General features: G+C 62.1%; 21 protein-coding genes. 16 read left to right on the top strand and 5 right to left on the bottom strand.

Features of this window, described 5'->3' with window-relative positions; all coding sequences use genetic code 11:
* The first annotated feature begins 566 nt into the window (after window positions 1–566).
* From ugpB to J2W46_RS29565, 7 genes are all read left to right on the top strand, one after another.
* Window positions 567–1,901 (top strand): sn-glycerol-3-phosphate ABC transporter substrate-binding protein UgpB, encoded by a 1,335-nt coding sequence (ugpB, locus tag J2W46_RS29595; protein ID WP_020070689.1) that lies wholly within the window; start codon window positions 567–569, stop codon window positions 1,899–1,901.
* Window positions 1,902–2,059: 158 nt separating this feature from the next.
* The gene (gene ugpA, locus J2W46_RS29590; protein WP_027779432.1) at window positions 2,060–2,944 is read left to right on the top strand and encodes a sn-glycerol-3-phosphate ABC transporter permease UgpA; all 885 of its coding nucleotides are present in this window, start codon (window positions 2,060–2,062) and stop codon (window positions 2,942–2,944) included.
* Window positions 2,941–3,786, top strand: coding sequence for a sn-glycerol-3-phosphate ABC transporter permease UgpE (gene ugpE / locus J2W46_RS29585; RefSeq protein ID WP_088176513.1), 846 nt, complete (start codon window positions 2,941–2,943; stop codon window positions 3,784–3,786). Before ugpA ends, ugpE begins: the two co-directional genes overlap by 4 nt.
* Window positions 3,787–3,873: 87 nt before the next feature.
* Window positions 3,874–4,962, top strand: coding sequence for a sn-glycerol-3-phosphate import ATP-binding protein UgpC (locus J2W46_RS29580; RefSeq protein ID WP_310358657.1), 1,089 nt, complete (start codon window positions 3,874–3,876; stop codon window positions 4,960–4,962).
* Between the two features lie 33 nt (window positions 4,963–4,995).
* Window positions 4,996–5,295, top strand: a complete 300-nt coding sequence (locus tag J2W46_RS29575; RefSeq protein ID WP_310358655.1) for a DUF3761 domain-containing protein — start codon at window positions 4,996–4,998, stop codon at window positions 5,293–5,295.
* Between the two features lie 270 nt (window positions 5,296–5,565).
* The gene (gene ettA / locus J2W46_RS29570; protein ID WP_020070684.1) at window positions 5,566–7,233 is read left to right on the top strand and encodes an energy-dependent translational throttle protein EttA; all 1,668 of its coding nucleotides are present in this window, start codon (window positions 5,566–5,568) and stop codon (window positions 7,231–7,233) included.
* Window positions 7,234–7,523: 290 nt separating this feature from the next.
* Window positions 7,524–8,648 (top strand): DUF748 domain-containing protein, encoded by a 1,125-nt coding sequence (locus J2W46_RS29565; RefSeq protein ID WP_310358653.1) that lies wholly within the window; start codon window positions 7,524–7,526, stop codon window positions 8,646–8,648.
* 125 nt (window positions 8,649–8,773) lie between these two features.
* On the opposite strand, the gene J2W46_RS29560 is transcribed toward J2W46_RS29565, so the two are convergent.
* Genes J2W46_RS29560 through J2W46_RS29550 form a run of 3 tightly spaced genes read right to left on the bottom strand, consistent with a single transcriptional unit; the run spans window position 8,774 to window position 11,550 of the window.
* Window positions 8,774–9,397, bottom strand: coding sequence for an HAD family hydrolase (locus J2W46_RS29560; protein ID WP_020070682.1), 624 nt, complete (start codon window positions 9,395–9,397; stop codon window positions 8,774–8,776).
* A gap of 55 nt (window positions 9,398–9,452) precedes the next feature.
* Window positions 9,453–11,267 carry an aminopeptidase P family protein gene (locus J2W46_RS29555; RefSeq protein ID WP_310358649.1) on the bottom strand — a complete coding sequence of 605 codons (1,815 nt, stop codon included), beginning with the start codon at window positions 11,265–11,267 and terminating at the stop codon, window positions 9,453–9,455.
* Between the two features lie 19 nt (window positions 11,268–11,286).
* A complete protein-coding gene (locus J2W46_RS29550; protein WP_020070680.1) occupies window positions 11,287–11,550 on the bottom strand; it encodes a hypothetical protein in 264 nt (87 codons plus the stop codon).
* Window positions 11,551–11,751: 201 nt separating this feature from the next.
* Here J2W46_RS29550 and J2W46_RS29545 point away from each other — a divergent pair, with 201 nt between their 5' ends.
* The 7 genes from J2W46_RS29545 to J2W46_RS29515 all read left to right on the top strand — a co-directional run bounded on the left by J2W46_RS29545 (window position 11,752) and on the right by J2W46_RS29515 (window position 17,982).
* Complete coding sequence (locus tag J2W46_RS29545; protein WP_020070679.1) at window positions 11,752–12,462, top strand: response regulator transcription factor; 711 nt, start codon at window positions 11,752–11,754, stop codon at window positions 12,460–12,462.
* Window positions 12,463–12,527: 65 nt separating this feature from the next.
* Window positions 12,528–13,814, top strand: coding sequence for a glutamyl-tRNA reductase (hemA, locus tag J2W46_RS29540; protein WP_310358645.1), 1,287 nt, complete (start codon window positions 12,528–12,530; stop codon window positions 13,812–13,814).
* Window positions 13,815–13,933: 119 nt separating this feature from the next.
* Complete coding sequence (gene prfA / locus J2W46_RS29535; protein ID WP_027779442.1) at window positions 13,934–15,016, top strand: peptide chain release factor 1; 1,083 nt, start codon at window positions 13,934–13,936, stop codon at window positions 15,014–15,016.
* A 6-nt stretch (window positions 15,017–15,022) separates the two neighbouring features.
* Window positions 15,023–15,892 carry a peptide chain release factor N(5)-glutamine methyltransferase gene (gene prmC, locus J2W46_RS29530; RefSeq protein ID WP_310358642.1) on the top strand — a complete coding sequence of 290 codons (870 nt, stop codon included), beginning with the start codon at window positions 15,023–15,025 and terminating at the stop codon, window positions 15,890–15,892.
* Between the two features lie 138 nt (window positions 15,893–16,030).
* The gene (grxD, locus tag J2W46_RS29525; protein WP_006052757.1) at window positions 16,031–16,342 is read left to right on the top strand and encodes a Grx4 family monothiol glutaredoxin; all 312 of its coding nucleotides are present in this window, start codon (window positions 16,031–16,033) and stop codon (window positions 16,340–16,342) included.
* 40 nt (window positions 16,343–16,382) lie between these two features.
* A complete protein-coding gene (locus J2W46_RS29520) occupies window positions 16,383–16,982 on the top strand; it encodes a UbiX family flavin prenyltransferase (protein WP_020070675.1) in 600 nt (199 codons plus the stop codon).
* A 214-nt stretch (window positions 16,983–17,196) separates the two neighbouring features.
* Window positions 17,197–17,982, top strand: a complete 786-nt coding sequence (locus tag J2W46_RS29515) for a DODA-type extradiol aromatic ring-opening family dioxygenase (RefSeq protein ID WP_087751742.1) — start codon at window positions 17,197–17,199, stop codon at window positions 17,980–17,982.
* 130 nt (window positions 17,983–18,112) lie between these two features.
* Here the strand turns inward: J2W46_RS29515 and J2W46_RS29510 are convergent, their stop codons facing one another.
* Window positions 18,113–19,708: an APC family permease gene (locus J2W46_RS29510; RefSeq protein WP_310358637.1), complete on the bottom strand. Its 1,596-nt coding sequence runs from the start codon at window positions 19,706–19,708 to the stop codon at window positions 18,113–18,115.
* A 428-nt stretch (window positions 19,709–20,136) separates the two neighbouring features.
* On the opposite strand from J2W46_RS29510, the gene J2W46_RS29505 reads away from it, so the two are divergent.
* On the top strand, window positions 20,137–20,340 hold the full coding sequence (locus J2W46_RS29505) for a cold-shock protein (RefSeq protein WP_007180251.1): 204 nt from the start codon (window positions 20,137–20,139) through the stop codon (window positions 20,338–20,340).
* A gap of 114 nt (window positions 20,341–20,454) precedes the next feature.
* On the opposite strand, the gene J2W46_RS29500 is transcribed toward J2W46_RS29505, so the two are convergent.
* Window positions 20,455–21,705, bottom strand: coding sequence for an Hsp70 family protein (locus tag J2W46_RS29500; RefSeq protein ID WP_020070672.1), 1,251 nt, complete (start codon window positions 21,703–21,705; stop codon window positions 20,455–20,457).
* A 220-nt stretch (window positions 21,706–21,925) separates the two neighbouring features.
* Here J2W46_RS29500 and J2W46_RS29495 point away from each other — a divergent pair, with 220 nt between their 5' ends.
* Window positions 21,926–23,401: an MFS transporter gene (locus J2W46_RS29495; protein WP_310358635.1), complete on the top strand. Its 1,476-nt coding sequence runs from the start codon at window positions 21,926–21,928 to the stop codon at window positions 23,399–23,401.
* The last annotated feature ends 67 nt before the right edge of the window (window positions 23,402–23,468 follow it).

Raw genomic sequence — 23,468 nt, 5'->3', positions numbered from 1 at the left:
CGGCTCCCGCCTGTATCACATCTGTCAAAGCCCGCTTCGCGCGGGCTTTGTGTTTTTTTGCGGGTTTTGGAAGTGGCTGGCAATGCTGTGCGATCGATCTTGAGCGCGCCGGGATTGTGCGCGGGTGCAGGTGTCACCCCCGGCTCATCCCAACCTGCCGAGTATTTGATCCAACCGCAAATGTTTCAATTTCATGACATGCGATGTTAAATTGCGGCATTCGGCGCCACAGTAAAAGCGACGCCGGACTGTCATCGAACACAAATAGAATCGCGCGATTCGCAATTGCGCCCTTTCCGCATCTGCTTTGCTGAGACGGGAGGTGGCGCTTTAGCGCTAACTCCTTCCTATCGACCGCGTTGCATGGGACGGGAGTAAGCGCTCAAGCGCTAACTCCTATCGACCGCTTTGCATGGGATGGGAGTAAGCGCTCAAGCGCTAACTCCCATCGACCGCGTTGCATGGGATGGGAGTAAGCGCTCAAGCGCTAACTCCCATCGACCGCGTTGCATGGGATGGGAGTAAGCGCTGAAGCGCTAACTCCCATCGACACAGGAGACTAATCGATGAGTTTGAAGCCGCTGTTCCGTTCGCTTTCCGTTGCCGCCGTGCTGGGCGCGGGCATTATGGCCACCAGCCAGACGGCCCAGGCCGCCACCGAAATCCAGTTCTGGCACGCAATGGAAGCCGCTCTGGGCGAACGTCTGAACGATATCGCCAACGCGTTCAATGCGTCGCAATCCGATTACAAGATCGTGCCGGTGTTCAAGGGCACTTACGACCAGACGCTTGCCGCCGGCATCGCCGCTTACCGCAGCGGCAACGCGCCAGCCGTCCTGCAAGTCTACGAAGTCGGCACCGCGACCATGATGCAGGCGAAGAAGGCTGTCATTCCCGTATCGGAAGTGTTCAAGCAAGCCGGCGTGCCGCTCGACGAGAAAGCGTTCGTGCCAACCATCGCAAGCTATTACAGCGACGCCAGAAGCGGCCAGTTGATCTCGATGCCGTTCAACAGCTCGACGCCGGTTCTCTACTACAACAAGGACGCGTTCAAGAAAGCCGGCCTCGATCCGAACCAGCCGCCGAAGACATGGGCCGAATTGCAGGTCGACGCGCAGAAGCTCAAAGCCTCCGGCATGGCGTGCGGTTATTCATCGGGCTGGCAAAGCTGGATCCAGTTGGAGAACTACAGCGCGTGGCATGGTGCGCCGTTTGCGTCGAAGAACAACGGATTTGACGGCGCCGACGCGCAACTCGAATTCAACAAGCCGCTGCAGGTCGCGCACATCCAGTTCCTGCAGAACATGCAGAAGGAAGGCTCGTTCACCTACGTTGGCCGCAAGGACGAACCCGTCTCGAAGTTCTACAGCGGCGATTGCGGGATCATCACGAACTCGTCAGGCTCGCTTGCCACCATCAAGAAGTACGCGAAGTTCAACTTCGGCACCGGCATGATGCCTTACGACGCAAACGTGAAGGGCGCGCCGCAGAACGCGATAATCGGCGGTGCGAGCTTGTGGGTGTTGGCGGGCAAAGACCCGGCTGTCTACAAGGGCGTGGCGAAATTCCTGTCGTATCTGTCGTCGGCGCCGGTTGCCGCCAAGTGGCATCAGGACACGGGATATCTGCCGGTCACGACCGCCGCTTATCAGTTGACGCAACAACAGGGCTTCTACGAGAAGAACCCGGGCAGCGACACGGCCATCAAGCAGATGCTCAACAAGCCGCCCCTGCCGTACACGAAGGGTCTGCGTTTGGGCAACATGCCGCAGATCCGCACGATCATCGACGAAGAGCTCGAACAGGTGTGGGCTGAAAAGAAAACGCCGCAACAGGCGCTCGACTCAGCGGTTTCGCGTGGCGACGAGTTGCTGCGGCGCTTCGAAAAAGCCGGCAGTTAAGCGCAGTATCGGTCTGCGCAGCTCGTGTAGACCATGCGGTTCATGCAGCAATAGCGGCGAACAACCGCAACCCGGCGCAATAAAAGCATAAAGCCAGTCGGCAGGGTTTCGGCGCAATCGCGTCGAAACCCGCTTGCAGCAACCCTTGGGAATCTTCGATGGAAAAGCGCTCCCGCTTCGGCACCAGTCTGCTGCCCTACCTGCTCGTCGCACCGCAACTGGCGATCACCGCGCTGTTTTTTCTGTGGCCCGCAGGCGAAGCGCTGTGGCAATCCACGCAAAGCCAGGACGCATTTGGCACATCGAGCGAATTTGTCGGACTCGCCAACTTCCGCCAACTGTTCGCCGATCCGCTCTACCTGTCATCGTTCAACACGACGCTGATTTTCTGTGCGCTCGTCACCGTCTCCGGCCTCGTCATTTCGCTGCTGCTGGCCGTCTGCGCCGACCGCGTCACGCGCGGCGCGAAGGCTTATCAGACGCTGCTGATCTGGCCGTATGCAGTCGCGCCGGCGATTGCGGCCGTGTTGTGGTCGTTTCTGTTCAACCCGAGTATCGGCCTCGTCACATTCGCGCTCGCAAAGTACGGCATCGTGTGGAATCACGCGCTCAATGCGGGACAGGCGATGTTTCTCGTCGTGCTAGCGTCGGTGTGGAAGCAGGTCAGCTACAACTTCCTCTTCTTCTATGCGGGCTTGCAGGCGATTCCGCGCTCGTTGATCGAAGCTGCGGCCATCGACGGCGCCGGTCCCGTGCGGCGCTTCTTCGGCATCGCACTGCCGCTGTTGTCGCCGACCAGCTTCTTCCTGCTGGTCATCAACATCACCTACGCATTTTTCGACACGTTCCCCGTGATCGACGCCGCGACCGGCGGCGGTCCCGCGCAATCGACGCGCACGCTGATCTACAAGATTTTCGCGGAAGGCTTCCAGGGACTCGACATCGGCAGCTCCGGCGCGCAGTCGGTGGTTCTGATGGTGATCGTCGTCGCGTTGACGGTCGTGCAATTCCGCTTTATCGAACGCAGGGTTCAATACTCATGATCGAAAACCGCCGCGGTTTCGACCTCTTCTGCCACGCGGTGCTGATACTCGGCGTCGCGTTGGTGGTGTTTCCGGTGTACGTCGCGTTCTGCGCGGCGACCATGAGCGAGCGCGAAGTGTTCACCGTGCCGCTCTCGCTGGTGCCGAGTTCGCATCTCTTCGAAAACGTCACGACGGTCTGGGCGCACGGCAGCGGGAACGCGGCGGCGCCCTTCGGCCGCATGCTGTTCAACAGCCTCGTCATGGCGCTTGCCATCGCTATCGGCAAGATCGCCGTGTCGATGATCTCCGCTTTCGCGATTGTGTTTTTCCGCTTTCCGTTTCGCAACCTGTCTTTCTGGCTGATCTTCATCACGTTGATGCTGCCGGTCGAAGTCCGCATTTTTCCGACCGTGCAAGTCGTCTCGTCGATGCACCTCAGCAATACCTATAGCGGCTTGACGTTGCCGCTGATCGCCTCGGCCACTGCCACGTTTCTCTTCCGTCAGTTCTTCATGACCTTGCCCGATGAGTTGATGGAAGCCGCGCGCATCGACGGTGCGGGCGCCATGCGCTTCTTCTGGGACGTCGTGCTGCCGCTGTCCAAAACCAACATGGCGGCGCTGTTCGTGATCACGTTCATTTACGGCTGGAATCAATATTTGTGGCCGATTCTGATTACGAGCCAGCAGTCGCTGACGACGGCCGTGGTCGGCATCAAGAGCATGATCGCGTCGGGCGACACCGCGACGGAATGGCATCTGGTGATGACGGCCACGCTGCTCGCCATGCTGCCGCCGCTCGCCGTCGTGCTGACCATGCAACGCTGGTTCGTGCGCGGACTCGTCGATGCGGAAAAATGAAAGCGCCTCGCCAGCGCATCAACGCATCAATGCACTGACGCCGCACAGGCAACAGATAAACGACACGAAACGAAGGGCTAAAACCGCATGGCTGCACTGACACTGCAAGGCGTTAAAAAAACCTACGACGGCAAACAGTTTGTGTTGCACGGCATCGACGTCGACGTGAACGACGGCGAGTTCGTCGTAATGGTCGGGCCGTCGGGTTGCGGCAAATCCACATTGCTGCGGATGGTCGCCGGGCTCGAGCGGATCTCCGAAGGCACCATCTCGATCGCCGGCAAAGTGGTCAACGAGCTGGAGCCGAAAGACCGCAACATCGCGATGGTGTTTCAGAACTACGCGCTTTATCCGCATATGAGCGTGGCGGAAAACATGGGCTACGCGCTGAAGATCGCGGGCGTCGATCGGGCGCAGATCGCGCAACGCGTGAACGCCGCCGCGCAGATTCTTGAACTCGAACCGCTGCTGCAGCGCAAGCCACGCGAGCTGTCGGGCGGACAGCGTCAGCGCGTGGCAATGGGACGCGCGATCGTGCGCGAACCCGCCGTGTTCCTGTTCGACGAACCGCTGTCCAATCTCGATGCGCGTCTGCGCGTGCAAATGCGGCTCGAAATCCAGCGGCTGCATGCTCGGCTAGCGACCACGAGCCTCTACGTGACGCACGATCAGATCGAAGCAATGACGCTGGCGCAACGTGTGATCGTGATGAACAAGGGTCACGCCGAACAGATCGGCGCGCCAACCGAAGTCTACGAGCGGCCCGCAACCGTGTTCGTCGCCGGCTTCATCGGTTCGCCTGGCATGAATCTGCTGGAAGGCCGCGTGTCCGACGACGGTTCGACTTTCGACGTGGCGGGCAACGGTCCGCAGCTGCCGCTCGCCGGCGTCGCGTCGATTGGCCGCGAACTCGCCAAAGGACGCGAGTGGACGCTCGGCATTCGTCCCGAACACATGAGTCCGGGGCAGGCCGATGCGCCGCATACAACGCTCACCGTCGATTCATGTGAGTTGCTCGGCGCGGACAATCTCGCGCACGGACGGTGGGGTAAGCACGACGTGACAGTGCGATTGCCGCACGCGCACCGGCCGGCGGCCGGCGAAGCGCTGCAGGTCGCGCTGCCCGCCCGGCACTTGCATTTCTTCGATCCGGCAAGCGGGCGGCGGGTGAACTGACAGACGCGGCCACAACAACAATCCATAAATACCATGCAATGCACTGGCTTGAAAGCCGCTCGCTGCGGCGTTGCAGTCGTGGCGGCTCTGCTGGTCGGCATGTCGCCGGCTTTCGCGTATGTCGCGCCGGGTACGACGCCCGGAGAAGCCGACCTCAGCAATCACAACACCTACACCAATCGCGACGGCAACACGGTCCATGCGCCGGCCAAGTCGCTGTCAGGCAAGGCGCCTGAAGGCGCGACGGCGCGCTGCCGCGACGGCAGCTACAGTTTCAGCCGACATCACAGCGGCACATGCTCGAGACACGGCGGCGTAGCCAGCTGGCTATAGACCGCCTACAGCCTCGCAGCAACCCGCAACCGCGCATGCCTCACCGCCGCCGCGCGCTCATGCCGAAGTACAATGCCATCTGCACACGGCCCGCGCGCGGCCGTCGGTGAGCAGAACACTGCGCTGGACACCGCGCTCGACACCGCGCCGGCCAACGCCGGGCGCCCCGCCCGGCCATGACGTCGCCGTAACACGCCGTGGCACCGGTTACCTTTCCACCCGCGACTGCCCGCCCCCTTGCGGCCGGCGTCGCCAACGTCTCGCAAGCAAATGGCCCAATACGTCTTCACCATGAATCGGGTCGGCAAGATCGTGCCGCCCAAGCGTCAAATCCTGAAAGACATCTCGCTGTCCTTTTTTCCCGGCGCGAAGATCGGCCTGCTCGGCCTGAACGGCTCGGGCAAGTCGACGCTGATCCGCATCATGGCCGGTGTGGACAAGGACATCGAAGGCGAAGCCACGCCAATGCCGAACCTGAACATCGGCTATCTGCCGCAGGAACCTCAGCTCGATCCGAACAAGACGGTGCGCGAAACCGTTGAGGAAGGTCTCGGCGACGTGTTCAACGCGCAGAAGAAGCTCGATGAAATCTACGCGGCCTACGCGGAGCCCGACGCCGACTTCGACGCGCTCGCTGCCGAGCAGGCAAAGTACGAAGCGATTCTCGCGACAACCGACGGCGGCAGCGCCGAACAGCAGATCGAAATCGCCGCCGACGCGCTGCGCCTGCCGGCGTGGGACGCGAAAATCGAGCACCTGTCGGGCGGCGAAAAGCGCCGCGTCGCACTGTGCAAGCTGCTGCTCGAAAAGCCCGACATGCTGTTGCTGGATGAGCCGACCAACCACCTCGACGCCGAATCGGTCGACTGGCTCGAACAGTTCCTCACGCGTTTTCCCGGCACCGTCGTCGCGGTCACGCACGATCGCTACTTCCTGGATAACGCGGCCGAGTGGATTCTCGAACTCGACCGCGGCCACGGTATTCCGTGGAAGGGCAACTACAGCAGTTGGCTCGATCAGAAAGAGGAACGCCTGAAGCAGGAAGAGTCGTCGGAATCGGCGCGTCAGAAGGCGATCAAGAAGGAACTGGAGTGGGTGCGGCAGAACCCGAAGGGCCGTCAGGCAAAGTCGAAAGCGCGTATCGCCCGTTTCGAGGAACTCAACAGCCAGGACTATCAGAAGCGTAACGAAACGCAGGAAATCTTCATTCCGGTTGGCGACCGCCTCGGCAATGAAGTGATCGAATTCAAGAACGTCAGCAAGTCGTATGGCGACCGTTTGTTGCTCGATAACGTCAGCTTCAAGATTCCGGCGGGCGCGATCGTGGGCATCATCGGTCCGAATGGCGCGGGTAAGTCCACGCTGTTCCGCATGCTCACCGGCCGCGAAGAACCCGATTCGGGCGAGATCGTGAAGGGCCCGACCGTGAAGCTCGCTTACGTCGATCAAAGCCGTGACGCACTGGACCCTTCGAAGACGGTGTTCGAAGAAATCTCCGGCGGCGCGGACGTGCTGACGGTCGGCAAGTATGAAACGCCGTCGCGCGCGTACATCGGCCGTTTCAACTTCAAGGGCGGCGATCAGCAGAAGATCGTCGGCAATCTGTCGGGCGGCGAGCGCGGCCGTTTGCATCTTGCGAAGACGCTGATCGCGGGCGGCAACGTGTTGCTGCTCGACGAACCGTCGAACGACCTCGACGTGGAAACGTTGCGCGCGCTCGAAGACGCATTGCTGGAATTCGCCGGCTCGGTGATGGTGATCTCGCACGATCGCTGGTTCCTCGACCGCATCGCCACGCACATTCTCGCGTTCGAAGGCGATTCGCAAGTTACGTTCTTCGACGGCAATTACCAGGAGTACGAAGCGGACAAGCGTGCACGCCTTGGCGAAGAAGCCGCGCGTCCGAAACGTCTGCGTTACAAGCCGATTACGCGCTAAGACTCGCCGCGTAAAAGTAGCTGCGGCCTGCCCGTCGGGAGACGGGCGGGTCGCTTCTTGCAGGTCGCTTCATGCGGGTCGCCTTTAACGCGGCTTGCGTCGGCAGCACTTTAATTCCCCTGACTGCAAACATCGGCTCTATAGCAGCCGCACACGCCACATGTCGGCGACGTGCCGACAGGGCACAGCCATTGCTTACCTGGCCGTGCTATATGTCGTTTCGCGCCACGCGTCCACGACGCGCGCATCCGTTACAGCCACGCCGCGCACACGGCACCGAGGAGCACAGCATGGCAATGTCGAAGGGCAAACGCTGGATCGTTGCCGTGGGCAGCGTGCTGGTCGTGCTCGTCGTCATTGCGCTCGGTGTGCTGCAGTACGCGCAGCGTGAAGTGAAAGAACGCGTGGTGGCGGCGCTCGGTCCACTGGGCAGCGCGCAAAGCATCGACGTCGGCCTGACCTCGGTTCATCTCACCAACGTGCTGTTGAAGGCGCCGCCAGGCTGGCCGGCCGGCGATCCATTGAGAGCCGACGAAATCACTATCACGCCGGATATTCGCGACCTGCTCGCGCGGCGCATGCATGTCCGCAGCGTCGTCGTGCGCGGTTTCGATATGGCGGTGCTGCGTACTCAAACCGGTACGATCCGGCTGCTTCCGAATTTGCGACAGTCGGTCACGAGCGCGAACGACGACGCGAGCGGTACCGCCGCGGGCGCAACGCCGCGCGAAAAACAGGTCGATCACATCAGCCTGGAGCAAGGGCGGTTCCACTTCTACGACATGACCGTCGGTCCGCCCGCCTACAAGGTGACGGTAAGCAACGCGAACGCGACGGTCGACAACGTTCATCTGCCGGCCCTCACCGAGCCCACCAACGTCAGTGTCAGCGGCTCGATCAAAGGGCCGTCGCACACGGGCACGGTCACATTCGGCGGATGGATCAAGATCGCCAGCAAGGACTCGCAAACGACGAGCACACTGCGCGGCGTCGACGTCGTGATGCTCGATCCTTATCTCGTCAAGAAAGCCGGGGCCGAGGCGCGAGTGACGGGCGGCACGGTCGATTTGAGCGTCGAGTCGTCGGTGCGCAACTATCAGTTGCATGCGCCGGGCACGATCACGGTTCACCAGTTGCAACTCACGGACACCGGCAGTCCGCTCGACACCTTCATGTCGATTCCGACGAAAGCCGCCGTCGCCGCACTGAAGGCTCGCAACGGCGACATCACGCTCCACTTCGTGCTGGACGGTAACTTGCGCGATCCGAAATTCTCAGTGCAGGAAGGTTTGACGACTCGCATCGCCGCCGGATTCGCGAAAGCGCTGGGCGTCAGTGTGGAAGGCGTGGCAAAAGGCGCGGGAGAAACCGTGAAGGGCTTGGGTAATGCTTTGAAGAATTTGCTCGGGCAGTAGCCTTCGTGCAATAAGAAGCGCGTTACTGTAAGCGCGAGGGTGAGACTGGCACCCACGCGCTCACGGCGGCAAAAACGGGCTACACATGTCGCGTACTGCGCGAAGCGCCAGCGACACTCGCCTGGTCAGACCGGCAAACCCAGTTCCCGCAGCTTCGCTTCTGTTTGGGCGGCGTTCGTGTGATGCACGCCATGCCAGCCGAGTGCGGTGGCGGCTGCGGCGTTCTTCGGGTTGTCGTCGATAAACACTAGTTCGCCCGGCTCGACGCCTGGTAGTTGCGCGTCGATCCGCTCGCGCATTGCCGCAAAAATCGCCGGATCGGGTTTCACCAGCCCCACGCGACCGGAGACGACAATGTCCCGAAAGCGCCGCAGCACCGGATAGTGCTCCCATGCATACGGAAACGTCTCAGCCGACCAGTTCGTCAGACCGAAAAGCGGGACTTCCGCGGCTTCGAGCTTTTCCATGATCGCCACGCCGTCTTCCAGCACGCCGGCCACCATCTCGTGCCAGCGCTCATAGAACGCGCGGATCAGCGCTTCGTGATCGGGAAAGCGGGCGACGAGTTCTTCCGTCGCCTCGACGATCGGCTGGCCGCCGTCCTGACGAATCACCCAATCCATCGAGCAGACGTGGGTCAGGAACCAGCGTCGCTCGGCTTCGTCGGGAATCAGTTGCCTGTAAAGATATTCGGGACTCCAGTCGATCAGCACGCCGCCGAAATCGAACACGACTGCCTTGATGGCCATGCGCTCTCCGTTAGCTATGCGGTTGCGGTTGCGGTTGCGGTTGCAGTTGTGGCGCTCACACCGGCTGGGTACGCAACTCGAGCCATGCCTTGGCGTCGCCCGAAACATGCGGCGACAGACGCGCGCGCACCGTCTCGTGATAGTCGTTCAGCCACGCTCGCTCGTCGTCGCGCAGCAGCGACAGGTCGAGGCAACGCGTGTCGATCGGGCAAAGCGTTAGCGTCTCGAACTTCAGGAAGTCGCCGAATTCCGTCTCGCCAGCGGGTACGTTCAGCACGAGGTTCTCGATGCGCACGCCCCACTTGCCCGGCCGGTAGATGCCCGGTTCGACCGAGGTGATCATGCCTTCTTCCATTGCCGTCCACGATTCGGCAGGCGCGTAGTGCGAAATCACCTGCGGGCCTTCGTGCACGTTCAGGAAATAGCCGACGCCATGACCGGTGCCGTGCCCGTAATCGGCGCCGGCTTCCCAGATCGGCGCGCGAGCGATTGCGTCGAGCATCGGCGAACGGATGCCGCGCGGGAACCTGGCGCGCGACAATGCCATGGTTCCTTTCAGCACGATCGTGAAATCGCGACGCTGTTCGTCGCTGACGATGCCGACCGGTACGACGCGTGTGATGTCCGTCGTGCCGCTCAAGTACTGTGCGCCGGAGTCGACCAGCAACAGGCCGTTGCCTTCGATCACCGCATGCGATTCGTTGGTGGCGCGATAGTGCGGCATTGCGCCGTTGGCGTTGAAGCCCGCAATGGTCGCAAAGCTCAGCGACACGAAGCCGGGACGACGCGCGCGCGCCGCCGTCAGACGTTCGTCGATCGTGAGTTCGGTGATCGTCTCGCGGCCCAGTGCGCCTTCGAACCACGCGAAGAATTCCGCGAGTGCGGCGCCGTCCTGCTCCATGGTCTCGCGCACGTGCCTGGCCTCTGCCTCGGTCTTGCGCGACTTGAAGAACGTGGACGGATTGACTGCCTCGACTACCTTTACCGTCGACGGCACCGATTGCAGCGAGCCGTATGTAATGCGGCGCGGGTCGATGAGCAGCGTCGTGCCGGCGGGCAGCGCAGAGAGCGCCTCCGCGGCTTTCGCATATGGCTCGACGCTGACGCCGTCGCGCGCAAGAGCCTCGGCGAGCGCCTGCGGCACCTTGCCGTCGGCAATAAACAGCGACGCGCGGTTTTCGCCGATCAGCGCGTGCGCCACGAAGACCGGGTTATAGCTGACGTCGGCGCCGCGCAGATTCAGCAGCCACGCGAGGTCGTCGAGCGTGGAAATGAAGTGCCATTGCGCGCCCTTCTCCACCATTGCCCGACGGACCTGCGCCAGCTTTTCCGAACGCGCGACACTTGCATGCGGCGCCGCGTGCTCGAAGACTGCGGCAACCGGCAGCGTCGGACGCTGCGGCCAGATCGCGTCGAACAGATCGACGTCGGTGCGCAGCTTTACGCCGCGCGCCGTGAGCGCCTGAGTCAGGGCCCGCGCGGCCGCTACGCCGAGCACCGCGCCGTCCACGCCGACCGCGCTACCGGGCGCAACATTCTGGGCGAGCCAATCGAAATGCGGCGCGGTTTGCTGGCCGCCGGTCATTTTCATAAGCTGAACGCCGGTGCCCGCGAGTTGCGCGTTGGCCTGCTCCCAATAGCGGCTGTCCGTCCAGACGCCTGCAAAGTCCGCAGTGACGACGAGCGTGCCCGCCGAGCCGGTGAACCCGGAAAGCCATTCCCGCCCCTGCCAACGCCCTGGCAAATATTCGGACAAGTGCGGATCCGCCGACGGCACGAGGTAAGCGGCGACGCCTTCGCGTGCCATCGCGCTGCGCAACGTGGCGAGCCGTTCGGGGATGGGAGAGGTATGGGGAAGTCGGGCATTCATGGAAGTCACCTGCAAATATTCATCGACGGGAAAGCGAGCCGACCGTCACGGCAACGGCGATCATGGCGATGGCCGTGCAAACAGGCCATTCGAGCGTCTCACCGTCATGGAAAAGGCCAATCACATTGCCGGCCATGCGCGCGACGCTCGCGCCCACTATTCCGGCAAGCACCGCCACCCACAAGCGGGCGCGGCTAGAGCGGTTCAAGCGGCGCAGCGGATGCAACCACCACCCCGCGATACCGATTGCTGCCCCCAACACGACGATTCCGGGCCAGCCCATTAACGGCCGGTCTCGCGCAGTTTCGGATTTGTCTTATGGGCGCGAGGCTCGACGACAGCTAGCATTTTTGTCTCTTTCTCAAAAAAATCAGCACGGCGCTTTCCGCACAGCGGTTGAGTTTAGGGGTCGGGGTGACGTTAGGCAAGCTATAGGCCTTACGGAAAAGCCTGGTTCCCGGCCGTCGTCGAGCTCAACGCGCCCATGCGAATTGCCCTTATCGAGCCGGATACAAGTCACGCCAAACTGGTCACCCGGCTTGTTTTCGCCGGCGGCCACGTGTGTCAGCACTTCACTACCAGCGTCCCCTTCCTTGCACAGGCCGCAGATCAGTTCTTCGATCTGCTGATCACCGAAAACTGGGCCGGCGATCACTCAGCCGAAGACGTCATCGCGCACGCCCGCGCGATCCTGCCGAGCCTGCCGGTTATCGTGTTGATGACGGAGCCGCGCGAAAGCCAGATCGTCGCCGTGCTCCATGCGGGCGCCGATGACTGCGTGACCAAACCGGTTCGCGGCCCCGAGATGCTCGCGCGAGTAGACGCGCTGCTGCGGCGCGCGGGACTGCGCCGGCCGCCCAATCGCCGGCACGACGTAATCCGCGGCTATGCGTTCGACACCGGAAACTTCGCTGTGACATTCCGTCACCGCACGGTCACGCTGACGCCGAAGGAATTCCGCTTCGCGCTGCTGCTGTTCTCCAATCTGTCGCGGCCCGTGTCGCGCGCGCACATCCTCGAAACCGTGTGGGCGCGCCGCCGCGACGTAAAGTCGCGCACCGTCGACACCCATGCGTCGCGCGTGAGGTCAAAGCTGGAGCTGCGCCCGGAGTTGGGCTATTCGCTAACGCCGCTCTACGGCTATGGCTATCAACTGGACGCATTCCCGCCGGAAGGAGTCGCCGCGCCCGGCTGAGCGGGCGTCACAATGTAAGAATCGTGAAAACGCTATAATATCGAGCTAAACCATAGCTCCCCAGAATGCAGCTTCTAACGATCGGAATCAATCATCACACTGCGCCTGTCGCCTTGCGCGAACGCGTGGCGTTTCCGCTCGAACAGATCAAGCCCGCATTGGACACTTTCAAAAGCGTCTGGCTGGGAGCCGCGGCCCGCACCGCGCCTGAAGCGGCGATTCTGTCCACCTGCAATCGCACCGAACTCTACTGCGCGACCGACGACCAGGCCGTGCGTGAAGCCGCGATCCAGTGGCTGTCCCGTTATCACAACCTGCCCATCGAGGAACTCGCGCCGCACGTCTACGCGTTGCCGCAGTCCGAAGCCGTGCGCCACGCGTTTCGGGTCGCCTCGGGCCTGGATTCCATGGTGTTGGGTGAGACGCAAATCGTCGGACAAATGAAGGACGCCGTTCGCACGGCATCTGAAGCCGGCGCGCTGGGCACGTATCTGAACCAGTTGTTTCAGCGCACGTTCGCCGTCGCGAAGGAAGTGCGGAGCACGACCGAGATCGGCGCGCAATCCGTTTCCATGGCCGCCGCCGCGGTCCGGCTGGCTCAGCGCATTTTCGACAAGGTGTCGAATCAGCGCGTGCTGTTTATCGGCGCCGGCGAAATGATCGAGTTGTGCGCCACGCACTTTGCCGCACAGCAACCGCGCGAACTCGTGGTCGCCAACCGCACGGCTGAGCGCGGCACGCGACTCGCCGAGCGCTTCAACGGACGCGCCATTCCGTTGTCCGATCTGCCGACTCGCATGCACGAGTTCGATATCATCGTGTCGTGCACGGCTTCCACGTTGCCGATCATCGGTCTCGGCGCAGTGGAGCGCGCAGTGAAAGCGCGTCGCCATCGGCCAATTTTCATGGTCGATCTGGCTGTTCCGCGTGACATCGAACCGGAAGTCGGCCAGCTCGAAGACGTGTTCCTCTATACCGTCGACGACCTCGGCGCGATCGTCCGCGAAGGCAATGCGTCGCGGCAGGCCGCCGTTGCGCAGGCCGAAGCGATCATCGAAACGCGCGTGCAGAACTTCATGCAGTGGCTCGAAGCGCGCAGCATCGTGCCGGTGATTCGTCATATGCATACGCAAGCCGACGTGCTGCGCCGGGCCGAAGTCGAACGTGCGCAGAAAATGCTCGCGCGGGGCGACGATCCGGCCGCTGTGCTCGAAGCGCTCTCGCAAGCGCTCACCAACAAACTGATCCACGGTCCGACCCACGCGCTCAACCGCGCGAGCGGCGAGAACCGCGACACGCTCATCGAATTGATGAGCGGGTTCTACAAACACTCCGGTTCCACGGAGCGTTAGCGGCGCGCGTGCCGCCTGTCCGCGCCACCCGCAAGTGGCCCGCGACGTGCTTCTGCCCTTGGGCATCCGCCCACTTCCTAGTTGTCGTCCTTGCCGGAGTCCGCTCCGATACCCGCCTGATGAAAACGAGCATGCAACGCAAGCTCGACCAGCTGACTACCCGGCTGGCCGAACTTAACGACCTGTTGAGCCGAGAGGACATCACAGCGAACCTCGACCAGTATCGCAAGCTCACGCGCGAACACGCCGAGCTCGGACCGGTTGTCGAGCAATACGCGCTCTGGCGCCAGGCCATGCACGACGCCGCCACCGCGCAGGAACTGCTCGCGGATGCTTCCATGCGCGAGTTCGCGGAAGAGGAAATTCGCGCGGCCCGCGAGCGGATGGAACAGCTCGGCGGCGAACTGCAGAAAATGCTGCTGCCGAAAGACCCGAACGACGACCGCAACATCTTCCTCGAGATTCGAGCGGGGACGGGCGGCGACGAGTCCGCGCTCTTCGCCGGCGATCTTTTGCGCATGTATCTGCGTTATGCCGAGCGTAATCGCTGGCAGGTCGAGATGATGTCGGCAAGCGAATCCGACCTGGGCGGCTATAAGGAAGTAATCGTGCGAATCGCTGGCGAAGCCGCGTATTCGAAGCTCAAGTTCGAATCCGGCGGCCACCGCGTGCAGCGCGTGCCGGCAACGGAAACGCAGGGCCGCATTCACACCTCCGCGTGCACGGTTGCCGTGATGCCGGAGGCGGACGAAATCGGCGAGGTTGAAATCAATCCGGCGGATCTGCGGATCGACACGTTCCGCGCGTCCGGCGCCGGCGGCCAGCACATCAACAAGACGGACTCGGCCGTGCGCGTTACGCACTTGCCGACGGGGATCGTCGTCGAATGTCAGGACGACCGTTCGCAGCACAAGAACAAAGACCGCGCACTGAAAGTGCTGGCGGCTCGCATCAAGGACAAGCAGTCGCACGAGCAGCAGGCAAAGGAAGCCGCCACGCGTAAGAGCCTGATCGGCTCGGGCGATCGCTCCGAGCGGATTCGCACCTACAACTTCCCGCAAGGACGTCTGACAGACCATCGGATCAATCTGACGCTGTATCGCCTCGACGCGATTATGGACGGTGATCTGGACGAACTGATCGGCGCACTCGTCAGCGAGCATCAGGCCGAGTTGCTCGCTTCGCTTGGCGACGCGGACTAAGCATCCATGACGTCGAACGCCCCAGCCGATCGCGACAATGCGGCCACGCCCGCCGCGCTGTTGCGCGCCTCGCCGCTGCCGTCGCTGGAAGCGCGGATTCTGCTCACGCATGTGCTCGGCTGGCGGCAAACGCAATTGATCACGCGCGCCGACGAAGCGCTCGACAGCGAATCTGTTCAGCGCTATCAGGCATTACAAGCGCGTCGCGTAGCGGGCGAGCCGGTGGCGCAACTTGTCGGCGTCCGCGAATTTTTCGGGCTCGATTTCGAGGTCACGCCGCATGTGCTGATTCCCCGTCCCGAAACCGAATTGCTGGTCGAAACGGCACTCGTCGCGATGCAGAACCTCGTACGCCCGCGCGTGCTCGATCTCGGCACCGGCACGGGCGCGATTGCGGTGGCGATCGCGTCGATGCGTCCGGACACACGAGTCAGCGCGCTCGACCGTTCGGCGGAGGCACTTGCCGTCGCCTCGCGCAACGCCGCGCGCCTGCTCGATCCGAAACGGCCAGGCGGCGCTGTGACATTCGCACAAAGCGACTGGTACGACTCGCTGGACGAGGCACTTCAGTTTGACGTGATAGTCAGCAATCCGCCGTATATCGCGAGCGGCGACCCGCATCTTTTGCAGGGCGATCTGCGCTACGAACCGCGCGGCGCGCTCACCGACGAAGCGGACGGCCTCAGCGCGATCCGGGCGATCGTCTCGGGCGCGCCTCGTCGTCTTGCCGCAAACGGCGTACTGTGGATGGAGCACGGCTACGATCAGGCTGAAGCCGTGCGCGCGCTTCTGGTCGCGCAAGGTTTCACGCAGGTCCAATCGGAGCGCGATCTTGCAGGCATTGAGCGGATCTCCGGCGGTCGGCTCGCTGACTGACAGAGCCTGGCGTCAGCCGACACAGCCATCGCAATAGCCGCGACGAGCAAATGGACAAAGCGGCCGTCGGCTGGCGCAAGCGAAATCCGCTATCATTTCAGCCTATTCCCTACACATACCGGAACCGCAAGGTCAGTCATGGATACGCAACAACGCATCAAGCAAATCGTCGACGAAAACAACGTCGTGCTCTTCATGAAGGGCAGCGCCCAGTTCCCGATGTGCGGCTTTTCGGGCCGCGCAATCCAGATTCTGAAGGCATGCAACGTCAATGAATTCAAGACGGTCAACGTGCTCGAAGACGACGAAGTCCGCCAGGGCATCAAGCAGTTCTCGAATTGGCCGACCATTCCGCAGCTTTACGTGAAGGGCGAATTCGTCGGCGGCTCGGACATCATGATGGAAATGTACGAATCGGGCGAATTGCAGCAACTGTTTGCTGCAGCCTGACCGTCTGCTTCAAAGCCGATCCTGGAAGGCGCCGCGAGCCATGGAAACACGCGCTGCGGCGCCCCGCCGGCTGATTGTCGCGATCACCGGCGCGACGGGCGCCGTTTACGGCGTTCGTCTGCTGCAGACGCTGCGCAAGCTCGGCGGCGTTGAAAGCCATCTGCTGATCTCCAGCGCCGGGTGGCTCAACATTCAGCATGAGTTAAAGCTGGGCAAGCAAGACGTCCATCCGCTCGCCGATGTAGTCCATTCGGTGCGCGACGTCGGCGCGAGCATCGCGTCCGGCTCTTTCGCGACCGACGGCATGATCGTCGCGCCGTGTTCGATGAAAACGCTCGCGAGCGTCGCTCACGGTCTATCCGACAATCTGATCACCCGTGCTGCCGACGTCACCCTCAAAGAGCGCCGCCGGCTCGTGCTGCTGGTGCGCGAAACGCCGTTCAATCTCGCGCATTTGCGCAATATGACGGCGGTCACCGAAATGGGCGGCGTGATTTTTCCGCCCTTGCCTGCTTTCTACAACCAACCCGCCACCATCGACGAGATGGTCGATCACACTGTTTCCCGCGTGCTCGATCTGTTCGCGCTCGGGCCCGCCTTGTCGCCTGCGTGGGCGGGACTGCGCGGCGCTGACGAGTAAATCCCGGCCGGCCTTCGCGTGCGGGCATGCGGCGGGCACCTTTTCACGATTCCAGACACGCTTGCCGCGAATGACGGCCCGCAGCGCTTGCGGTCGATTATTACCAACCGCTGGAAGAGAATCAAATCCGGTTTGAGCCGTTTATCAAACAGCGGTGCGGCTCTATATTGGTAGTAACCGAACTTTCGAGCGCGCCTCCCGGCGCCCTGCTGCCATGAACCGCTTACCGTCGCTGTTTCTTTCCCACGGCGCGCCGACGTTGCCGATCGACCCATCGCTGCCGTCCGCTGAATTCGGCGTGCTCAGCTCGCAATTGGCGCGGCCTGAGGCGGTGTTGATGCTGTCAGCTCATTGGGGCACAGCGCAGCCGGTCGCAAGCACATCGACAGAACCTGAAACCATCCACGACTTTTACGGTTTTCCGCGCCAGCTGTATGAGATCCAGTATCCGGCGCCGGGCGCGCCCGATCTCGCGCGACGTGCCGCAGTTTTGCTTGGCGATAGCGGCATTCACGCCGACGTACAGCCGCACGGACTCGATCACGGCGCATGGGTGCCGATGTTGTTGATGTTCCCCGACGCCGACGTGCCCGTCGCCCAGTTGTCGATCCAGCCGCACCTGGACGCCGAACATCACTTTCGCGTCGGCCGCGCGCTGCGCTCACTCAGGCAGCAAGGCGTGATGGTGATCGGCTCCGGACAGATCACGCACAATCTGCGCGCCGCGGATTTCTCCGCGCGACCCGAAGATGCAGATCCGCGCGTCGCCGAGTTCACCGACTGGTTCGAAGCGAGGCTCGCCGCCCATGACATCGACGCGTTGCTCGACTACCGCCGTCAGGCGCCGCACGCCGTGTTGATGCATCCGACCGACGAGCACCTCCTGCCGGTGTTCGCAGCGCTCGGCGCGGCCGACGACGATTATTCGCTGACGGTCCAATCGCTCGGCACTTATCAGCGTTCGCTTGCCATGACGAACTACGTGTTTGGAACAGCCTGATCGGCGACATGGCCGCGTGCGCCGCAAGCGCAGACCAGGCAAACCGCTGCAAAACGAAAAACCCCGCCTGAGCGGAACTCAGGCGGGGTTTTTTACGTCATGCAGGACCTTGAACGGCCCGGGCAGCGCCTTAATGCGCGCCGATTCCCTCCAGCACTTCGTCGTGCGTCTGACGCTCTTCCAGATACTCCGAGCGGTAGCCGCTGTGCACGCCCCAGTAATAAAACACGAGCGAGAACGCAATCACGACCAGCATGTCCCAGCCGTACGGCAAGATGCCGTGGCCGCCGAACTCCTTGCTGCCGATCAGCGACAGAATCGCCATTATCGGCAGATAGGCGACCAGCCACCATGCCGCCTTCAGATCGCGGCCCCAGCCGGCAAAACCGGACTTCGCCTGGAAGTAGAAGTACACGGGCAGCGCGACGACCATCAACAGAATGATCTCACCCGTCAGCGGCCATTTGGCCCAATAGAGAATCAGCGATGCGCACACGAACGCGAACGGTGCGATCACCTGCATGCCCGGGATATGCAGCGGGCGCTCGAGGTCGGTCGCCGCGCGGCGCAGCGCCATCAGGCTGATCGGGCCGGTCAGGTACGAAATCACGGTCGCAACGGAAATCACCGCCGCGAGCGAACTCCAGCCGCGGAAGAAGAACAGGAAGATGAACGAGACCAGCAGGTTGAACCACATCGCCGGCCGCGGCACGCCGTAGAACGGATGCACGTTGCCGAAGATCTTCGGCATGGTGTTGTTGCGCTCCATCGCGTAGATCATGCGCGTGGTGGTCGCCATGTAGGTCGTGCCGGTGCCGCTCGGGCTGACGAACGCGTCGACGTACAGCAGAATGGCCAGCCAGTTCAGATTCAGCGCGATCGCCAGTTCTGCGAACGGCGAAGCGAAATTGAAGTGGCTCCAGCCCTTCATTACGTCGGAAGGGCTCACCGCGCCGATATACGCGATTTGCAGCAGCACGTAGATCACGAGCGCGAGCAAAATCGAGCCGATCACCGCAAACGGCACGCTCTTGGCCGGATTGCGCGCTTCACCGGCGAGGTTGATCGGGCTTTGGAAACCGTTGAACGCGAACACGATGCCGCTCGTCGCAACCGCGGTCAGCACAGCCGACCAGCCATACGGCGCGAACGTGCTGGTTTCGCCGAAGTTTTCCTTGTGAAAGCCGGTCAGCATCAGGCCGAGAATCGTCGCGCCCGGAATCAGGAACTTGAAGATCGTGATCGCCGAGTTGGCGCGCGCGAAGAGTTTCACGCCCCAGTAGTTCAGCAGGAAGTAAATGATCACGAGGGCCGCCGAGAGCAGCAGCCCGTTCGTAGTTAATGAGCCGTCGACGAATAATGCGTGCGCCCACTCGTACGGCCACGTGCTCATGTATTGAATGGATGCCTCGGCTTCGATCGGAATCACCGAAACAATGGCGATCCAGTTGGCCCATGCACTAATGAAACCGACCAGCGCGCCGTGCGAATACCGGGCGTAACGCACCATCCCGCCGGACTCCGGGAACATGGCGCCGAGTTCGGCGTAGGTCAGTGCAATAGCGAGAATTACGACAGCGCCGATAATCCACGCGCAGATCGATGCCGGGCCCGCGATCTTCGCGGCCTTCCAGGCGCCGAACAGCCAGCCGGAGCCGATGATCGAACCCAGGCCGGTCAGCATGAGTGCGAACGGCCCGATGTTCCGTTGTATAGAACTTTTCACGTCTTCTCCTGTTTCAGAACCATGTCGGCACCCTACGACCGGCGCTCGTGGCGCTGAAAACGGGTGACACGCATGTATGCGCGGCGGTTATCCATAGGTGCAACCGGCGCGGGCGCGTAGTTTAACGGTTGCACCCGGAGCCTGCAGTGAAACTCAGGGTTCTCCCTAGCAAAAAAGACGCCCGTCCAGCAAGGTTTGTAAGCAACTTTTCATTGCGCTATCGCGAATTTTTGTAAAGTTGCCGCCCGAGTGTTGACCTTCTCTCGAAATCGCCGTATAACGTTCGGGCAGGATTTCAAGCGGCGAGTGAATTGGTCTTTCGTAGTTCGCCCATCAACGGTACTCCGGTTGGTCCCATTACCCCCTTCCTTGATTTTCATGCACCCATTGGGCTTCGGCCTTATTTACCATCTTTAGGAACAAGTAATATGGAAACCGGTACCGTCAAGTGGTTCAATGACGCAAAGGGCTTCGGCTTTATCACGCCTGACGGCGGCGGCGAAGATCTGTTCGCGCATTTCTCGGAAATCCGCACGGAAGGCTTCAAGACGCTGCAAGAGAACCAAAAGGTCACGTTTGAAGTGAAGACGGGCCCGAAGGGCAAGCAAGCTGCGAACATCAAGCCGGTGTAAGCGCTACGCTGCTTCCTTCTGGACGCAAAAAACCCCGCCAAGGCGGGGTTTTTTTATATCAGTCTCCATTGCAAGCGGTGATTATCTTCGCAGTATGCGAGCGGTGATTTCCGGTTATCCGAACACGCGTTGCGCGTGAATACCGAGTCCCGTTGCGACACTCGCAAGACGATCGCCGAATACTGCTTCTGCATCCGGAAACGCCTGCGCCAACGCGCCGGACAGAAACGCGAGCCCCGTCGAGCCGCCCGTGAAGTAAATCGCGCTTACGTCGCGGATCGAAACACCGGCCGCCTGCACCGTGTCGCGCGCAGCCGCCACGATGCGGCGTGTTTCTTCCTGGCCCGCTTCGATAAGCTGAGCTTCGTCGAATGCAAGACGCAGATCGTCCTCCACTTCGTCGAGGTCGATCACGGTTTCGCCGCCCGCCGCGACGCCGATCTTCGCTTCTTCGGCGTGCGCCGCGAGCGCATGCCCAAGGCGCCGCTCCACCACGCGCATCAAGCGGTCATGGTGCTTGACCTCGGTGAACAGGTGCCGCATGAGCCCCAGCTCGCTAACGCGCTTCGGCGCATAAACGGTGTTGATCAGATGCCAGGTCGCCAGATCGAAATAGACGCGGTTCGGAATCTCGCGGCCCTCCGGATCGAGCGTCTGATAGCCGAGTTCGCGCAGAATGGTCGTTAATTCGACGCGGCGGTCGAAGTCCGTGCCCGCGACGTGCACACCGTGGTGAGCAAGCACGTCGTCCTTACGCTCCACCCGCTTCATCCGCTCGGGGCCGACGCGCACCAGCGAAAAGTCCGATGTACCGCCGCCGATGTCGGCCACCAGCACCAGCCCTTCTCGCGTGAGACGCGATTCGTAGTCGAATGCGGCGGCGATCGGCTCGAACTGAAAGTGAATGTCCCGCAAACCGACCGCGCGCGCCGCCGCTTCGAGCTGCTTTTGCGCCATCTGATCGGCGCGCGGATCGTCGTCGACGAAGAAAACCGGGCGACCCAGCACCGCGCGATCGATCGGCGCCCCGGCGCTTTTTTCCGCGGAGCGCTTCAGATGGTCGAGGAAAATCGCAATCACATCGGTGTACTTGATTGCGGAGCCGTCGCCGAGGTCAGTCGAGTTGTCGGCAAGCGGCGAGCCCAGAATGCTTTTCATCGAGCGCATCAGGCGGCCGTCGAAACCGTCGATGTACGCCGCAAGCGCCGCGCGCCCGAATTCGCGCGTGTCCTCGTCGGTATTGAAGAAAACGGACGTGGGCAGCGTCGTATAAGCGCCTTCGACCGGCGCGAGCCTCAGCGCAGCGCCGTCGGGAACGGCTACGGCCGAATTGGAAGTACCGAAGTCAATCGCGCAATAGTTCATGGCAGGAATCGCCGCTAACGGCTGGCGCGGACAGGAAGGGGGAGCGGCTTTGTATCACGAAAGCCGGATCAGCATCAACTTGCCAATAGAAGCGCAAGCGGGCCGTTGCGGAATACAAATTGCTGCCTCCTGCTGCCTGAGTGCGGATTCGGCGCTGACTCAACCTGATCTACCGGCAAAGTGTCGCCGCAAAATATCGCCATCAAGGAGACCTCCAGCAATGAGCGCGCCGCCTGTCGCCGATGCCGAGCGCAAAACAACAGCGACCATCGAAACCGATCTGCCGTCGCGGCTCGACCGACTGCCTTGGGGGCGTTTTCACACGCTGATCGTCCTGGCGCTAGGGGTGACATGGCTGCTCGATGGACTTGAAGTGACACTAGCCGGGGCGGTTGCGAGCGCGCTGAAGGCGAGCCCGGCGCTGCATTTCACCAATGCGGACGTGGGCCTGGCCGGCAGCGCTTACATCGCCGGCGCCGTACTTGGTGCGCTCGGCTTCGGCTGGCTCACTGACCGGTTGGGCCGTCGAAAACTGTTTTTCATTACGCTGGGACTGTATCTCGCCGCGACCGCTGCGACCGCGGTTTCGTGGAATCTCGCCAGCTTTCTGCTGTTCCGCTTTTTGACGGGCGCGGGCATTGGCGGCGAATACACCGCAATCAATTCGACGATCCAGGAATTCACGCCGCCTCGCGTGCGCGGCTGGGTCGATCTTGCGATCAACGGCACCTTCTGGGTCGGCGCCGGGCTCGGCGCGGCGGGCTCGCTAATTCTGCTCGACCCTCACGTGGTGCCCGGTGACTGGGGCTGGCGTGCGTGCTTTTTCATCGGCGCGGCGCTCGCGCTGATCGTGCTGCCAATGCGTATCTGGGTGCCGGAAAGCCCGCGCTGGCTGCTCACCCACGGCAACGAGCGCGACGCGCACGCTATCGTCGACGGAATCGAAACGCGCTTTCGTAACGAAGGCCACACGCTTTCCACGCATGGCCTCGCGCGTCTGCGCCTGCGCGCGCGCGGACACACGCCGCTGCGCGAAGTGTTCCACACGTTGTTCAATGTGCACCGGCGGCGAGCGCTGGTCGGCCTGTCGCTGATGACCGCGCAGGCGTTTTTCTACAACGCGATCTTTTTCACCTATGCGCTGGTGCTGACGGATTTCTACGGCGTGCCGGGCGACCACATCGGCTGGTACTTGCTGCCTTTCGCGCTCGGGAATTTTCTCGGACCGTTGCTTCTTGGCCGGCTCTTCGACGTGATCGGACGGCGCAAGATGATCGCGTCGACTTACGCTATTTCGGCGATTCTGCTGACAGTCAGCGGCTACCTTTTCGAGCAACACATGCTGACGGTCGTCATCCAGACGATCGCGTGGATGGTGATTTTCTTTTTCGCGTCCGCCGCGGCAAGTTCAGCCTATCTGACAGTCAGCGAATCGTTTCCGCTGGAGATCCGCGCGCTCGCGATCGCCGTGTTCTATGCGTTCGGCACGGCACTCGGCGGGATTGCCGGGCCGGCCTTCTTCGGACGGCTGATCGACACGCATCAACGCAGCGAAGTGTTTTCGGGCTATCTGGTCGGGTCGGCGCTGATGCTCGCGGCGGCCGTGATCGCGGCGGTGTGGGGTGTGGACGCGGAGCGCAAATCTCTCGAACATGTGGCGGCGCCGCTTTCGAGCGTAACCGACGACGCGCCGTAGACACGTCGACGCAAAAACGCGCGGTCTGCGCCGCGCGTCCGTGTAAAACGGTTAAAGCTGACAGACC

It is taken from the genome of Paraburkholderia strydomiana, from assembly GCF_031456815.1.
GTDB classification, from domain to species: domain Bacteria; phylum Pseudomonadota; class Gammaproteobacteria; order Burkholderiales; family Burkholderiaceae; genus Paraburkholderia; species Paraburkholderia caledonica.
This window is presented reverse-complemented; position numbering and strand designations above follow the sequence as displayed.

Coding starts and splice junctions, on each gene's coding strand:
- ettA (WP_020070684.1), top strand. CDS start 5,566: ATGGCCCAATACGTCTTCACCATGAATCGGGTCGGCAAGATCGTGCCG.
- ugpB (WP_020070689.1), top strand. CDS start 567: ATGAGTTTGAAGCCGCTGTTCCGTTCGCTTTCCGTTGCCGCCGTGCTG.
- J2W46_RS29560 (WP_020070682.1), bottom strand. CDS start 9,397: ATGGCCATCAAGGCAGTCGTGTTCGATTTCGGCGGCGTGCTGATCGAC.
- ugpE (WP_088176513.1), top strand. CDS start 2,941: ATGATCGAAAACCGCCGCGGTTTCGACCTCTTCTGCCACGCGGTGCTG.
- J2W46_RS29550 (WP_020070680.1), bottom strand. CDS start 11,550: ATGGGCTGGCCCGGAATCGTCGTGTTGGGGGCAGCAATCGGTATCGCG.
- J2W46_RS29575 (WP_310358655.1), top strand. CDS start 4,996: ATGCAATGCACTGGCTTGAAAGCCGCTCGCTGCGGCGTTGCAGTCGTG.
- prmC (WP_310358642.1), top strand. CDS start 15,023: ATGACGTCGAACGCCCCAGCCGATCGCGACAATGCGGCCACGCCCGCC.
- J2W46_RS29580 (WP_310358657.1), top strand. CDS start 3,874: ATGGCTGCACTGACACTGCAAGGCGTTAAAAAAACCTACGACGGCAAA.
- J2W46_RS29520 (WP_020070675.1), top strand. CDS start 16,383: ATGGAAACACGCGCTGCGGCGCCCCGCCGGCTGATTGTCGCGATCACC.
- J2W46_RS29545 (WP_020070679.1), top strand. CDS start 11,752: ATGCGAATTGCCCTTATCGAGCCGGATACAAGTCACGCCAAACTGGTC.
- J2W46_RS29515 (WP_087751742.1), top strand. CDS start 17,197: ATGAACCGCTTACCGTCGCTGTTTCTTTCCCACGGCGCGCCGACGTTG.
- J2W46_RS29565 (WP_310358653.1), top strand. CDS start 7,524: ATGGCAATGTCGAAGGGCAAACGCTGGATCGTTGCCGTGGGCAGCGTG.
- grxD (WP_006052757.1), top strand. CDS start 16,031: ATGGATACGCAACAACGCATCAAGCAAATCGTCGACGAAAACAACGTC.
- ugpA (WP_027779432.1), top strand. CDS start 2,060: ATGGAAAAGCGCTCCCGCTTCGGCACCAGTCTGCTGCCCTACCTGCTC.
- J2W46_RS29500 (WP_020070672.1), bottom strand. CDS start 21,705: ATGAACTATTGCGCGATTGACTTCGGTACTTCCAATTCGGCCGTAGCC.
- J2W46_RS29555 (WP_310358649.1), bottom strand. CDS start 11,267: ATGAATGCCCGACTTCCCCATACCTCTCCCATCCCCGAACGGCTCGCC.
- J2W46_RS29495 (WP_310358635.1), top strand. CDS start 21,926: ATGAGCGCGCCGCCTGTCGCCGATGCCGAGCGCAAAACAACAGCGACC.
- J2W46_RS29505 (WP_007180251.1), top strand. CDS start 20,137: ATGGAAACCGGTACCGTCAAGTGGTTCAATGACGCAAAGGGCTTCGGC.
- prfA (WP_027779442.1), top strand. CDS start 13,934: ATGAAAACGAGCATGCAACGCAAGCTCGACCAGCTGACTACCCGGCTG.
- hemA (WP_310358645.1), top strand. CDS start 12,528: ATGCAGCTTCTAACGATCGGAATCAATCATCACACTGCGCCTGTCGCC.